This window comes from Nocardia sp. NPDC004860 (assembly GCF_040609015.1).
Taxonomy (GTDB): Bacteria; Actinomycetota; Actinomycetes; order Mycobacteriales; family Mycobacteriaceae; genus Nocardia.
In genome coordinates this window covers 23,995-37,184 of record NZ_JBEXJI010000006.1, presented here as the reverse complement: position 1 = coordinate 37,184, position 13,190 = coordinate 23,995, and the positions used below count along the sequence as shown (strand labels likewise).

Sequence of the window (13,190 nt, the reverse complement as noted above, 5' to 3'; positions counted from 1 at the left end):
CGTCCGGTCCGCTGGAACGTGGTTATGAAGCTGCTGAAGCGTTTGTCAGCCTAACTCCGTACCAACCGGTCGCGAATGGAAATGGGCGGTGTCGCTACATCAGTGCGCCACCGTCGACGCGGAGCTCGGTGCCGGTCATGTAGCGGCCGTCATCGGAGGCCGCCATGGCCACGACACCCGCGATGTCCTCGGGCTTGCCGAGCGCGCCGCCCTCGATCCACCCGGGCAGCCGCGCCATGAGCGTCCAGTCGGCGTCGGCGGGCAGTTCCAGGCCGGAGGTGATGCCGGTGCTGATGCCGCCGGGCACGATATTGACCGCGCGCAGGCCCTTTTTCACGTATTCCAGCGCGATGGAGTGGGTGAGCGCGTTGACGCCCGCCTTCGACGCGGAGTACGCGGCCATATAGGGATTGGACCCGAACGCCGAGGTGGAGGAGAAGTTCACGATCACGCCGTGCCCGGATTCGATGAGCGCGGGCAGCGCGGCCTGGATCATGAGGAAGGTACCGGTCAGGTTGACCGAGATGACCCTGTTCCAGTCCTCGAGGGGCATGTCGTGGGTGTGCGCGGCGCGCAGGATGCCCGCGGCGTTCACCAGAACGTCCAGGCCGCCGAGGAATTCGAGGGCCTCGGCGGTGACGGCGCGGACCGCCACCGGGTCGGAGATGTCGAGGGTGATGGTGCGCAGGCGCTCGCGCTGATCGGCGGGGGCGGCGTCGACGGTGGCGGCCAGTCCGGCCTCGTTCACATCGGCGGCGACCAGGTGGGCTCCCTCTTCGAGCAGTCGCAGGGCCACGCCCTGTCCGATGCCCGATCCCGCTCCGGTGACAAGTACTCGGCGGCCTTCGTATCTGCGCGACATGGCGAGAAATTAGAACAAGTTTCAAGGCACGTCAATGGGCCGGCGCCCAATTGGGCGTAGCTGGTTGCCAGAGTCTTCTCATACTGGTCCTCCGTTCAAATCGATAAACTCGGGCCCCGAACAGGAATGGTCATCGGGTCGGGACTGATGGAGGATTCATGCGGTCGGTTGGTTGGCGTACACGGATTTTCACCGCGGCCGTAGCATCGGCGGGCACGCTGCTGGTCCTGCCGGGAACCGCGGCTCACGCCGAAACGGCCGGCACCGCCTTCGCCACCACCGCGCTACCGGACGGCTTCCGCGGCCTGCCGAACGGCACCATCATCGACTACTGGACCACCCGCTCCAATGGCGAACCGGTGAAAGCCAGTGGCGCGCTGTTCGTTCCGTCCGGTCCCGCGCCCGCGGGCGGCTGGCCGATCATGGCCTACGACCACGGCACCTCCGGCATGGGACCGGGCTGCGGCGGGCAGACCGACACCTCGAAGGTGAGCCGGGCCAAGGAAGACCAGGTGCTGCAGTACTTCGTGAACAAGGGCTTCGCCGTGGTCGCGCCGGACTATCTGGGCCTGGGCCGCTTCGACACCGGCCCGCACCCGTACCTGGAGATCAGTACCGAGGCCGGTGCCACTATCGACCTGGTCAAGGCGGCCCGCGCCACGAATCCGGAGCTCTCGCGCACCTGGGCGGTGACCGGCTTCTCGCAGGGCGGTCAGGCGGCGCTGGGCACCGCGCACCTGCAGGTGTCGCAGACCCCCGACCTCGACTTCCGCGGCGCCATCGCGGTCGACCCGGAATCGGATCTGGAGAAGATCGCCCCGTTCGTCGGTCCCTGGGCGCCGGAGATCCCCGGTCAGGCCGGGACCGCGGTCAACGGGTTCGTGGTCAGTATGCTGGCCGGGCTGCGCGCCACCCATCCCGAGGTCGATGTCGACAGCTACCTGACCCCGCGCGGCAAGCAGGCCGTGGACGCCTCGGAGAGCCTGTGCTTCGCGGACATCATGAAGGTGGTCGACGGCATGGGCATCGGCGACATGCTGTCGCGGCCGCTCGACACCCCCGAATTCCAGGCCGCCATGAGCGAGTACATGGCGGTGCCGGTCAACGGCTACAACGCGCCGATCCTGCTGCTGCTCAACACCAATGACACCACTGTGCCGTCCCCGTTGCACGCGGCGCTGGCCGCGCAGCTCGCCGCCGCCGGCGCGGACTTCCAGACGGTGGTCGGCACCGGCACCCATACCCAGTTGAACCCGCAGATGTGGAATGCCATCGGCGCGTTCAGCGATCGGATCCTGGCCGCGCCCACCGTGCCGTGACGATGGTCGCGTGATCTCTTACTTCGGGAACCAGCCGAAATCGGGTTCGCAGGTGACGTCCTGGTCCGGGCGGACACCGGTGGCGAAGTAGGTGTTCACGATAGTGTTCAGGCACGGGCTCAGGTCCGGCCGGAACGCGCCGTGAATCCTGGTGTCCGCCAGCGTCACCAGGCGTGACCCGGTCAGATCCGCGTGCAGCGCAAGCCCTTCCGAGTATGCGGTGCGAGTGTCGTGGACATTGGCCACGATCAGCACCGGGCTCGCATTGTGGATCTCGGTGGGCGGTTCCACCGGGTCCGGCCAGAAGGCGCAGGCGGTGATGTTGTTGGCGAACGCCCCGAACACCGGCTGCGTGGGCCGCGCGGCCTCGACATTGCCGTAGTACCAGGCGGGATCGCGCGGCGCGGCCTTGTCGCCGCACATGATGGCGGCCATGCCGGCGGCGTCGAGCGGCACCACGGAGACGATCTTGGCCTTCAGCGCGTCCATGTCGATGGGGCCGCCTGCCACGCCCGACGCCACCATGGTCAGCACTTCGGCGAGGTTGGGATTCAGCTGCGGGTTCGGCAGCAGCGCCAGCAGCATCATGGGAATGGTGTGCTCGTCGACCAGGTAGCCGCTGCCGTAGATCTCATGACCCGCGGACCGCCGGATGAGGTCCTCGACCCAGGCGCGCACCGCCTCCGGGGTGCTGCCGAAGTGGTACTGATCGTCGTGGCGGGCCGCCCATTTCGCCCAGTCGTCGAGGGCGTACTCGTTGATCGCGCCCATGTCCTGGTAGAGCCCGACGTAGTAGCGGTCCGGGTCGACGGCACTGTCGAAGACCATGCGGTCGGCGTGGTCGCCGAACATCTGCGTGTAGACCGCGCCCAGATAGGTGCCGTAGGACGCGCCGAAGTAGTTGAGCTTCTTCTCGCCGAGCAGGCTTCGGATGAGGTCCATGTCGCGCGCGGTATTGCGAGTCGTGATCTTGCGGGCCTTCTCCGGGTCGGTGCCCACGCACGCGGTGGCCAGCGCCGCGGCCACGGCGGTGTCGCGGGCATAGCCGAACACGTCGAATCCGGCGGAGAAGAGCATGGTGGGCACCGGAATCGTGCAATTGACGGCGTCGGAGCGGCCGACGCCACGCGGGTCCATGCCGATCAGGTCGTACTGCGCGCGGACGTCCGCGGTCATGGCCTTCTGGGTGTTGACCGTCATCGCCAGGCCGGCGCCGCCCGGACCGCCCGGATTGGTGACCAGGATGCCACGGCGGCGCGCCGGGTCGGTGGCGGCGATGCGGGAGATCGCGACGGTGAGCGTGCGACCGTCCGGATTGCTGTAGTCGAGCGGTACCAGGACGCCCGCGCACCGCGCGCCGGCGGCGTCGAGGGCTGCGTTGTCGCACGGCTTCCACTCCAGTGTCTGGTGGTAGAAGCGGTCCATTCCCGGGGCCGTGTCCGCATTCGCCGGTCCCGCGGGCAGCGTGACCGCCGCGGTCAGCAGCGTCGCGCCCAGGACGAGCCGTCGAATCCGCCGAGCGGGCATGCACTCTCCTTCACGGTTGTGTTCCCAAGGGGCGACGCTACTCGGATACCTGGTGAAAGACGGTGCGACATGGCGGATTTGGTCCGGCGCGCGGGGCCGCCACGCCCGCCGAGCGAGCTGGCAAATGCATGGCTAACTTCAGTGTTAGACTCCGCCCGCCATCGCCCTCGCGGTGTGACCGGGTGCCCGGGTGATTCACGCAGCTTGATAGGTTTTCCAGAATGTCCGAACCCGAAGTCGCCGGTCGTGGAAAAGCCGCCCTGCTGGGGCCCGCCGAAGTGCGTGAGCTGGCCGAGCGTTTCGGCGTCCGCCCGACCAAGCAGCTCGGGCAGAATTTCGTCCACGACGCCAACACCATGCGCCGCATCGTCGCCACCGCGGGTGTCCACCGCGACGACACCGTGCTCGAGGTCGGTCCCGGCCTGGGCTCGCTGACCCTGGCGCTGCTCGACGTGGTCGACCGGGTCATCGCCGTCGAGATCGACCCGACCCTCGCGGCCCACCTGCCGCAGACCGCCGCCGCGCGCGCCCCCGAGCTCGCCGATCGGCTGACCGTCGTCCCCATGGACGCCATGAAGGTCACCCACGCCGACCTGCCCGCCGCGCCGACCGCGCTGGTGGCCAACCTGCCCTACAACGTGGCCGTGCCGGTGCTGTTGCACCTGCTGGCCGAATTCCCCAGCATCCGAACCACTCTCGTCATGGTGCAGCTGGAAGTGGCCGACCGCCTCGCCGCCACTCCCGGCGGCCGCATCTACGGCGTGCCCAGCGTCAAGGCGGGCTTCTTCGGGACGGTTCGTCGCGCCGGAACCGTTGGCCGCCAGATCTTCTGGCCCGTACCCCAGGTCGAATCGGGGCTGGTGCGCATCGACCGATTCCCCGAATCCCCCTGGCCCCAGGACGAATCCTTCCGCCGGCGCGTCTACGCCGTCATCGACGCCGCCTTCGCCCAGCGCCGCAAGACCCTTCGCGCCGCCCTCGCGGGCTGGGCGGGTTCCGCTGCCGAGGCCGAAAAGCGCCTCACCGCAGCCGGAATCGCGCCCACCGCCCGCGGTGAAACCCTCGATACGGCCGCCTACGTCCGCCTCGCCCAGCAGGAATGAGCCGAAGACTCGTCCGTCGGCGCGGTTGAGCGCATTTCCGTCACTTGTGCATGTGCTGACCGCGCCGGCCGAAGCGGTCGACGCGGTCACGCGGACGATCGACGTGCGGGATTCTTCGCGGTTTGCCGGTAGTGCGCGGTTATGGCACCCGGTCTGTCCGGGTGTGCTGGGGCGTGATCAGCTCGGTGCGGGGACGTCGATGGTCAGCTGGGATGGGCTGGGGTTCGTGCTCACCTGGGCGGAAACCCGGCCGGAGCCTTCGATGGTGAAGACGGCGGCGTGCCAGCCGTAATGGCTGTCGTACTCGGTGGTTTTCGTCTCTGTCGTGCTCGTGCCGTTGTCCAGGTTCTGCATGGTGACAGTGGTGGAGATTTCGCAGCTTCCGGGCGATGCCAGCAACGAGTCGAGGGCATTGGTGTCGGGGATGAAGTTCACCGTCACCTTGGCCGAGCTGTCGACGAAGGTATCGCCCGTCTGACCCTGATCGGCCGACAGTTGGGCGTCGGCCGTGCCCGAGCACCCCGGCGTGGAACCGGTGACCTGAGCCGAATCGAAATTCAGGGGGTCCGCAGTTGCTGGACCGGCCGGTACCAAGAACGCCAACATCGGCAGGAGCGGTACTGCTGCGATCTTCAGTGCGCCTCGCTTCATGACTCTCGTCCTTCCTCACGTATACCGCGGGGATAAGGCAACTGGTCGGCAAACCGCCACTCCACGCTACTCGTCGATCGCGGCATCCGACTGCCCGGGGCTTCGTCGCTCACACTGGGGGCATGGAGATCACGTCGGCTGTAGGGGCGGTTCTCGGCGCCTTCGGGCTGTCGGGGGCGGCGGGTTTGAATGCTTGGCTGCCGCTGCTGGTGGTGGGGGTCGCGGATCGGGCCGGGTGGATCGATCTGGGGAGCTCGTACGGGTGGTTGTCGTCGACCCCGGCGTTGATCGGTATCGCGGTGCTGTTGGTGCTCGATCTCGTGGGGGACAAAATCCCGGCCTTGGATTCGGTGTTGCACGGCATCGGGACGCTCGTGGCTCCGGTGTCGGGGGCGATCCTGTTCGCGGCCGAGACCAGTCTGTCCTCGCATCTGCCGCCCGCGGTCGCCGCCGTCCTGGGCGCCGTCACCGCGGGCAGTGTGCACGCCGGTCGGACGGTGGCGCGACCGTTGGTCACGGGAACGACTGCGGGCGTGGGGAATCCAGTGGTTTCCACCGCCGAGGACGGAGTCTCACTGGCGCTCACGATGCTGGCGCTGGTGGTCCCGGTGGTCGCCTTCATCGTGCTGCTGATCGTGCTGATCGGGCTGGGCCGGTTGGCATTCCGGGCGGTTCGACGGCTGCGCGGCAGGCGCGGCTCGAACAAGCTCGAGCCGCGCTAGGCGGCGGGTCAGGCCGAGATGGACAGGCCCTGGAGCAAGGTGGTGGGGCCGGCGCCGTCGCTGTCGCTGCGAGTGGTGATGGTGAGCTGGACCAGGTACTGGCCGTTCTCGGACTCGACGATGATGTAGCGGTTGTAGGCCCAGAGGGTGAGCTGCTCGACGTTGTAGGTGCCGGTGATGCCGGCGGACGGCCAGCCCTCGAAGTCGGTGGTGTCGGTTTCGAGGTCCTCCCAGCCGGGAAGCCGGCGGGCATCGTCGAAGGCGTGGGTGAGCAGCTCGCGGGCATCGACGGGCGGGGTGAAGGTGGCGACCAGCACCACGGCGTTGTCGGCCCAGCCGTTCACGGGGGTCTGGGTCCAGACGCCGTAGGAGCCGGGGAACATGCTCGGCGGAACCTGCTGCCAGCCTTCGGGAATGCCGACGGCGACCTTGGGGGCGCCGGGAGCTGCGGGGTCGACCGGGGCGGCCTCGATCTGGGCGGCGGCCAGGTATTCGGCGATGGTGGTCAACGGGGCTCCTCGCGAGGGGACGGCGGTGGTCACCCGCCATTCAACACGATGCGACAGGGCCGCCCGGATCCGGTGATCGGGGCGGCCCTGCCGGTATCGCGGGACGAGTGACCGGTGTCCCTCATCCGCGAAAGCGGCGCAGTCGCAGGCTGTTGCTGACCACGAACACGCTGGACAGTGCCATGGCGGCACCGGCGAGCATCGGGTTCAGCAGGCCGGCGGCGGCCAGCGGGATGGCGGCCACGTTGTAACCGAAGGCCCAGAACAGATTTCCCTTGATCGTCCGCAGCGTGGCCCGCGACAGCTTGATCGAGGTCGGCACCGCGCGCAGGTCGTCACGCACCAGGGTGAGGTCGGCGGCCTGGATGGCGACGTCGGTCCCGGTGCCCATGGCCAGGCCCAGATCGGCCTGGGCCAGGGCGGCCGCGTCATTGACGCCGTCGCCGACCATGGCGACCACCTTGCCCTCGTCCTGCAGCTTCTTGACCACGTCCAGCTTGTCGCTGGGCAGCACCTCGGCGATGACCTGCTCGATGCCCACCTGATCCGCGACCGTGCGGGCGGTGGCCGCATTGTCCCCGGTCAGCAGCACCGGGGTGAGGCCGAGCGCCTTCATCTCCGAGATCGCCTGGGCGCTGGTGGGTTTCACCGCGTCGGCGATGACCAGCACGCCGCGCGCCTGCCCGTCCCAGGCCACCACGATGGCCGTCTTTCCCGCCCGCTCGGCCCGGATCTTGGCGTCCGCCAAGGACTCCGGCAGCGCGATGGACCAGTCCTCGAGCAACTCGACGCGTCCGATGACCACCGCCCGCTCGCCGACCAGACCCTGCACGCCCTTGCCGCCGTGGCTGACGAACTGCTCCACCTTCTCGGTGTCGAGTCCGCGCTCGGCCGCACCGGCGACCACGGCCTTGGCAATGGGGTGCTCGGAGCCGTGCTCGACGGCCGCGGCCACCGACAGCAGCTCGTCGGCATCCACGCCGGCGGCCGGAATCGCCTCGGCGAGCGTCATCTTGCCGGTGGTGACGGTGCCGGTCTTGTCCAGCACCACGGTGTCGATGCGCCGCGTCGACTCCAGCACCTGCGGGCCCTTGATCAGGATGCCCAGCTGCGCGCCGCGCCCGGTACCCACGAGCAGAGCCGTGGGCGTGGCCAAGCCGAGGGCGCACGGGCAGGCGATGATCAGCACCGCCACCGCCGCGCCGAACGCGGTCGCCACGGCCGCGCCGGTGCCGAGCCAGAAGCCCAGCGCCGCCACCGCGATCGCGATGACGATCGGCACGAACACGCCCGCCACCTGATCGGCCAGCCGCTGCACGGGAGCCTTGCCGTTCTGTGCCTCCTCCACCAGCGCGGCCATCTGCGCCAGCTGGGTGTCCGCGCCGACCCGGGTGGCGCGCACAGTCAGCAGGCCGCCCGCGTTCACGGTCGCGCCCACCACCTGATCGCCGGGACCCACCTCGACCGGCACCGATTCGCCGGTCAGCATGCTCATGTCGAGCGCCGAACTGCCGCCCACCACCACACCGTCGGTGGCGACCTTCTCACCGGGACGAACCAGGAACTCCTCACCGACTCGCAGATCGCCGATGGGGATGCGGGTTTCGACGCCGGCCCGCAGCACCGACACGTCCTTCGCGCCCAGCTCCAGCAGCGCCCGCAGCGCGGATCCCGCCTTCTCCTTGGACCGGGTCTCGAAGTAGCGGCCCGCCAGAATCGCGGTGATCAGCGTCGCCGCCACCTCGAAGTACAGCGCCGACGACGAGTCGCCGCGCTCGATGGCCAGGCTGAACGGGTGCTTCATGCCGGGCATGCCGGCCGTGCCCCAGAACAGTGCGTACACCGACCAGCCGAAGGCGGCCAGCGTGCCCAGCGAGATCAGCGTGTCCATGGTGGCCGCGCCGTGCTTGGCGTTCACCCACGCGGCCCGGTGGAACTGCGACCCGCCCCACACCACGATCGGCGCGGTCAGGGTCAGCGACAGCCACTGCCAGTTGGTGAACTGCAGCAGCGGGAACATGCCCATGGCGACCACGGGCACGGCCAGCGCCAGCGTCACCAACAGCCTGTGCCGCAGCTGATCCGCCGCCGAGGCGGCCGAATCGGATTCGGCCGCCTCGGTTTTCACCGGTTCGGTGTGGCGCACGGCGGCGGTGTAGCCGGTGTCGACGACTTTGGCGATCAGATCATCGGCCGTCACCGACTCCGGGAAGCTGACCTTCGCCTTCTCGGTCGCGTAGTTCACGGACGCGGTGACGCCGTCCATGCGGTTGAGCTTCTTCTCGATCCGGGCCGCGCAGGAGGCGCAGGTCATCCCACCGATATCGAGTTCGATCGAACGCTCGGGCGCCGGGGCGCTCATGACTGACCTCCTCCGTGGTGGGCGGGCGCATCCGAATCGGATGCGGCAGTGGATGCTTCGTCGGTGAATTCCGCGGTGTGCACCGCGCCGCCGTGCTGGAAGTCCAGGTACAGGCGGTAGTTGCCGTCGCTCGGCGCTTGCGCGTGGAAGACGACATCGGGGCCGGGTACGGTCCTGCCGACCTCACCCTCCGGGTGGACGTGCAGGTAGGCCAGGTCCGTGGCCCGTAGCGCCACCAGATGAGCGTACGCGCCCAGGTAGGGCTGCAGATCGGTCACCGGCTTGCCGTCGCGGGTAACGGTGAAGGTGAGTTCGCTGCCCGCCGTGGTCAGGTCGCCGTCGAGGGTGACGCGGTAGCCGTCCACCTCGGCGGTCTTCGCGACCGGCGGCAGTGGCTTGCCCGTCACATTCCCCGCGACCGCGATGGTGCGGCTGAGCACCAGTTCGCCGGGTCCGCCGGCGGGGGAGAAGTCGGCGAACACGCGGTAGCTGCCGGGTTCGGCCCACTTCCAGTTGATGGACCAGGTGCCGTCGGCCGCCCGGGTCGGATGCACGTGCCGGAACTGGCTGGCGTCCGAGCGGACCACGATCAGGTGCAGGTCCTTCTCATGTAGATCGTTGTAGCTTGTGACGGCGCCCTGCGGTCCGGTGATTCGGAATTGCAGTGCGCCTTGCTGATCAGGGGCGGCGGGGGCGCTGATATCGCCGAGGGTGTAGCCGGAGAGGCTGTCCTGCAGGCCCGTCGCCGCGGCGGCCTCGTGCCGACTGTGGTCGGGGGCGGCCTCGGCCGGGGCCGCGCCGGACCGGTCGCCCACCAGGGCGCCGATACCGAGCGCGGCTCCGAACAAGACGACCAGTCCGCCGCCGAAGGCAGCGAACTTCAGCCGATCGTTCACACCGTCACCTCGTAACCCGCTTCGTCGACGGCGGCGACCACATCGGCGTCGGCGAGCGCGGCGCCGGACTCGACGGTGACCAGGCCGGTGGCGAGATCCACATCCACGCTGGTGACACCGTCGATCTTGGCGATCTCCTTCTGCACCGAACCGACGCAGTGGCCGCAGGTCATGCCGGTGACGGTGTAGGTGCTGGTGGCCATGGTGGTCTCCTTCGCTCGCTGTTCATACGGTGAGGGGGTATCCCCGACACCCAGAAACATACCCCCCATGGGTACCGGGCGCAAGTATTCGAACGGGAAATCTGTCGACTAGGCTGTGCGCGTGCTCTCAGTTGTGCCCAGCCCCCTCGTCGTGCGCGCGCCCGCGAAGGTGAATCTGCACCTCGGGGTGGGCGACCTGCGCGAGGACGGCTACCACGACCTCACCACGGTGTTCCAGGCGTTATCGCTCAGCGACGACGTGCAGATCTCGCCGTCCTCGGCGCTACGCGTGAAGGTTGTCGGCGAGGGGGCCGACGAGGTTCCCACCGATCGCGGCAATCTGGTCTGGCAGGCCGCCGTCAAGCTGGCCGATATGGCCGGACGCGCCCCGCTGGTGGAATTCGCCATCACCAAGGGCATTCCGGTGGCGGGCGGCATGGCCGGCGGGAGCGCCGACGCCGCCGCGGCCCTGGTCGGCCTGAACGACCTGTGGGAACTCGGCCTCGGGCGCACCGAATTGTCCGATATCGCGGCCGAACTCGGCAGCGACGTCCCCTTCTCCCTGCACGGCGGCACCGCCCTCGGCCGCGGCCGCGGCGAGGAACTGCTGCCGGTGTTGTCCCGCAACACCTTTCACTGGGTGCTGGCCCTGGCCAAGGACGGCCTGTCCACCCCGGCCGTCTTCCGCGAACTCGACCGCCTGCGCGAAGCCGGCGACCCGCCGCGACTCGGCAGCCCGGAGGAGCTGTTGCAGGCGCTGGCCTCCGGCGAGGCCAAACAGCTCGCCCCGCTGCTCGGCAACGACCTCCAGGCCGCGGCACTCTCGCTGAAACCCGAACTGCGCCGCACCCTGCGCGCGGGCGTCACCGCCGGAGCCCTCGCGGGCATCGTCTCCGGCTCCGGCCCGACCTGCGCCTTCCTGTGCGAGAGCGAGGAGGCCGCGGTCACCGTCGCCGCCGAACTCGCGGGCGCCGGAGTCAGCCGCAGCGTGCGCACCGCCCACGGCCCGGTCCCGGGCGCACGCCGAATCGCAGGCGACAACTGATTTCGTAAGGTTCCGGGTAACTCGTCGGGTACGGGCCAAGTCTCCCCGTACGTGACCGCCGGTCCGCAACGTGAGGTGAGTAGGCTCTTTCGGTTCGGCGAAAGGCGCGGAGAGGCGGAATTGTTCATGGCCAACCTGATCAACCTGGAAGCGGTCAGCAAGAGCTTCGGCATCAAGCCGCTGCTCGACAGCATCTCCCTCGGGGTTCAGGAGGGGGAGCGGATCGGTGTCGTCGGTCTCAACGGTGGCGGCAAGACCACGCTGCTGGAAGTGCTGACCGGAATCGAAGACCCGGACTCGGGGCGCGTCAGCCGTCGCGGTGATCTGCGCATGGCCGTCGTCACCCAGCGCGGCATGCTGCCCGAAGGTGCGACCGTCGGCGAGGTCGTGCTCGCGGGCCTGGCCGAGGATCAGCGCACCGACGGTGTCGCCGAACACGAATGGGCCGCCAATCCGCGCATCCGATCCGTGGTCGAGGGCATCGGCATCGCCGACCTCGGCATGGACACCCCCGTGGCCAACCTCTCCGGCGGCGAGCGCCGCCGCACCGCCCTGGCCGCCGCCCTGGTCCGCGATCTCGACCTGCTGGTCCTCGACGAGCCCACCAACCACCTCGACGTCGAGGGCGTGCAGTGGCTGGCCGAGCACCTGCTGAACCGCCGCAGCGCGCTGGTGGTCGTCACCCACGACCGCTGGTTCCTCGACACCGTCGCCACCCGCACCTGGGAGGTGCAGGGCGGCCGGGTCGAGACCTACGAGGGCGGCTACAACGACTGGATCTTCGCCCGCGCCGAACGCGTCCGCCAGGCCGACGCCAGCGAGGCCCGCCGCCAGAACCTGGCCCGCAAGGAACTCGCGTGGCTGCGCCGCGGCGCGCCCGCCCGGACCTCCAAGCCGCGCTACCGCATCGAGGCCGCCGAGGCCCTGATCGCCAATGTGCCGCCGCCGCGCGACACCGTCGAGCTGGCCTCCTTCGCGCGAAAGCGCCTGGGCCGCGTGGTGATCGAGCTCGAGGACGCCACCCTCGCCACCCCGGACGGCCGGGAACTGGTGACCGACCTGACCTGGCGGCTCGCCCCGGGCGAGCGCGTCGGCCTGGTCGGCGTGAACGGGTCGGGCAAGACCACGCTGCTGCGCGCGCTCGCCGGCGACGCGGACCCGAAGTCCGGCAAGCGGATCCAGGGCCAGACCGTCAAGATCGGCTGGCTGCGTCAGGAACTCGACGACCTGCCGCTGAACATGCGGGTGCTGGAGGCGGTTCAGGACGTGGCGCAGCGCATGATGCTGGGCGACAAGGAGATCAGCGCCGGCCAGCTGGCCGAGCGGCTCGGCTTCACCCCGGCCAAGCAGCGCACCCCGGTCGGCGACCTGTCCGGTGGCGAACGCCGCCGCCTGCAGCTGACCCGCATCCTCATGGCCGAGCCCAATGTGCTGCTGCTCGACGAGCCCACCAACGACCTCGACATCGACACCCTCCAGCAGCTCGAGGACATGCTCGACGGCTGGGCGGGCACCCTGGTGGTGATCTCCCACGACCGCTACCTGATCGAGCGCATCTGCGATTCCACCTGGGCGCTGTTCGGCGACGGCAAGCTCACCAACCTGCCCGGCGGCATCGAGGAGTACCTGCGCAAGCGCGCCGGCCTCACCGCGGGCAAGGCGGCCGTTCCGGTCAAGGCAGCCCCGGCCGGCGCGAATTCCACCGCCCCGGCGACGGATTCGGCCGCCTACCGCGCGATCCGCAAGGAGCTGGCCAAGCTGGAACGCGCCCTGGAGAAACTCACCGACCGCGAGGACAAGCTGCACGCGGCCCTGGCCGAGGCGGCCACCGAGCCGGACAAGCTGGTCACGCTCGGCGCGGAACTCAAGCAGGTGCAAGCGGAAAAGGAAGCCACAGAAGAGCGCTGGCTCGAACTCGCCGACAGCTAGCCCGCCCCCGACAGCAGGCGGCCGGGAGCCGTTATCCGCTACGCATCCGTGCCGGCGGTTGG

Annotated in this window: 12 protein-coding genes; 5 read left to right on the top strand and 7 right to left on the bottom strand. The window is 69.3% G+C overall.

Features of this window, described 5'->3' with window-relative positions; translation table 11 throughout:
• Positions 1-94: 94 nt before the first annotated feature.
• Positions 95-862: an SDR family NAD(P)-dependent oxidoreductase gene (locus ABZV44_RS14675; RefSeq protein ID WP_354836088.1), complete on the bottom strand. Its 768-nt coding sequence runs from the start codon at positions 860-862 to the stop codon at positions 95-97.
• A gap of 158 nt (positions 863-1,020) precedes the next feature.
• Here ABZV44_RS14675 and ABZV44_RS14670 point away from each other — a divergent pair, with 158 nt between their 5' ends.
• Complete coding sequence (locus ABZV44_RS14670; protein WP_354836086.1) at positions 1,021-2,181, top strand: alpha/beta fold hydrolase; 1,161 nt, start codon at positions 1,021-1,023, stop codon at positions 2,179-2,181.
• An 18-nt stretch (positions 2,182-2,199) separates the two neighbouring features.
• Here the strand turns inward: ABZV44_RS14670 and ABZV44_RS14665 are convergent, their stop codons facing one another.
• Entirely contained in the window at positions 2,200-3,708 is a 1,509-nt protein-coding gene (locus ABZV44_RS14665) for an alpha/beta fold hydrolase (protein ID WP_354836084.1), read from the bottom strand.
• Between the two features lie 221 nt (positions 3,709-3,929).
• Here ABZV44_RS14665 and rsmA point away from each other — a divergent pair, with 221 nt between their 5' ends.
• Positions 3,930-4,811: a 16S rRNA (adenine(1518)-N(6)/adenine(1519)-N(6))-dimethyltransferase RsmA gene (rsmA, locus tag ABZV44_RS14660; protein ID WP_354836082.1), complete on the top strand. Its 882-nt coding sequence runs from the start codon at positions 3,930-3,932 to the stop codon at positions 4,809-4,811.
• A gap of 177 nt (positions 4,812-4,988) precedes the next feature.
• Here the strand turns inward: rsmA and ABZV44_RS14655 are convergent, their stop codons facing one another.
• On the bottom strand, positions 4,989-5,462 hold the full coding sequence (locus ABZV44_RS14655) for a hypothetical protein (protein ID WP_354836080.1): 474 nt from the start codon (positions 5,460-5,462) through the stop codon (positions 4,989-4,991).
• 122 nt (positions 5,463-5,584) lie between these two features.
• Between ABZV44_RS14655 and ABZV44_RS14650 the strand changes: the two genes are divergently transcribed.
• On the top strand, positions 5,585-6,184 hold the full coding sequence (locus ABZV44_RS14650) for a DUF4126 domain-containing protein (protein ID WP_354836078.1): 600 nt from the start codon (positions 5,585-5,587) through the stop codon (positions 6,182-6,184).
• Between the two features lie 8 nt (positions 6,185-6,192).
• On the opposite strand, the gene ABZV44_RS14645 is transcribed toward ABZV44_RS14650, so the two are convergent.
• From ABZV44_RS14645 to ABZV44_RS14630, 4 genes are all read right to left on the bottom strand, one after another.
• Positions 6,193-6,693: an LpqN/LpqT family lipoprotein gene (locus ABZV44_RS14645; protein WP_354836076.1), complete on the bottom strand. Its 501-nt coding sequence runs from the start codon at positions 6,691-6,693 to the stop codon at positions 6,193-6,195.
• A gap of 121 nt (positions 6,694-6,814) precedes the next feature.
• Positions 6,815-9,055, bottom strand: coding sequence for a heavy metal translocating P-type ATPase (locus ABZV44_RS14640; RefSeq protein WP_354836074.1), 2,241 nt, complete (start codon positions 9,053-9,055; stop codon positions 6,815-6,817).
• Positions 9,052-9,951: a hypothetical protein gene (locus tag ABZV44_RS14635; RefSeq protein WP_354836072.1), complete on the bottom strand. Its 900-nt coding sequence runs from the start codon at positions 9,949-9,951 to the stop codon at positions 9,052-9,054. Before ABZV44_RS14635 ends, ABZV44_RS14640 begins: the two co-directional genes overlap by 4 nt.
• Entirely contained in the window at positions 9,948-10,154 is a 207-nt protein-coding gene (locus ABZV44_RS14630) for a cation transporter (RefSeq protein ID WP_354836070.1), read from the bottom strand. The genes ABZV44_RS14635 and ABZV44_RS14630 overlap by 4 nt, the downstream gene beginning before the upstream one ends.
• 121 nt (positions 10,155-10,275) lie before the next feature.
• Between ABZV44_RS14630 and ABZV44_RS14625 the strand changes: the two genes are divergently transcribed.
• A complete protein-coding gene (locus ABZV44_RS14625; RefSeq protein WP_354836068.1) occupies positions 10,276-11,199 on the top strand; it encodes a 4-(cytidine 5'-diphospho)-2-C-methyl-D-erythritol kinase in 924 nt (307 codons plus the stop codon).
• A gap of 126 nt (positions 11,200-11,325) precedes the next feature.
• The gene (locus ABZV44_RS14620) at positions 11,326-13,128 is read left to right on the top strand and encodes an ABC-F family ATP-binding cassette domain-containing protein (protein WP_354836066.1); all 1,803 of its coding nucleotides are present in this window, start codon (positions 11,326-11,328) and stop codon (positions 13,126-13,128) included.
• Positions 13,129-13,190 lie beyond the last annotated feature (62 nt).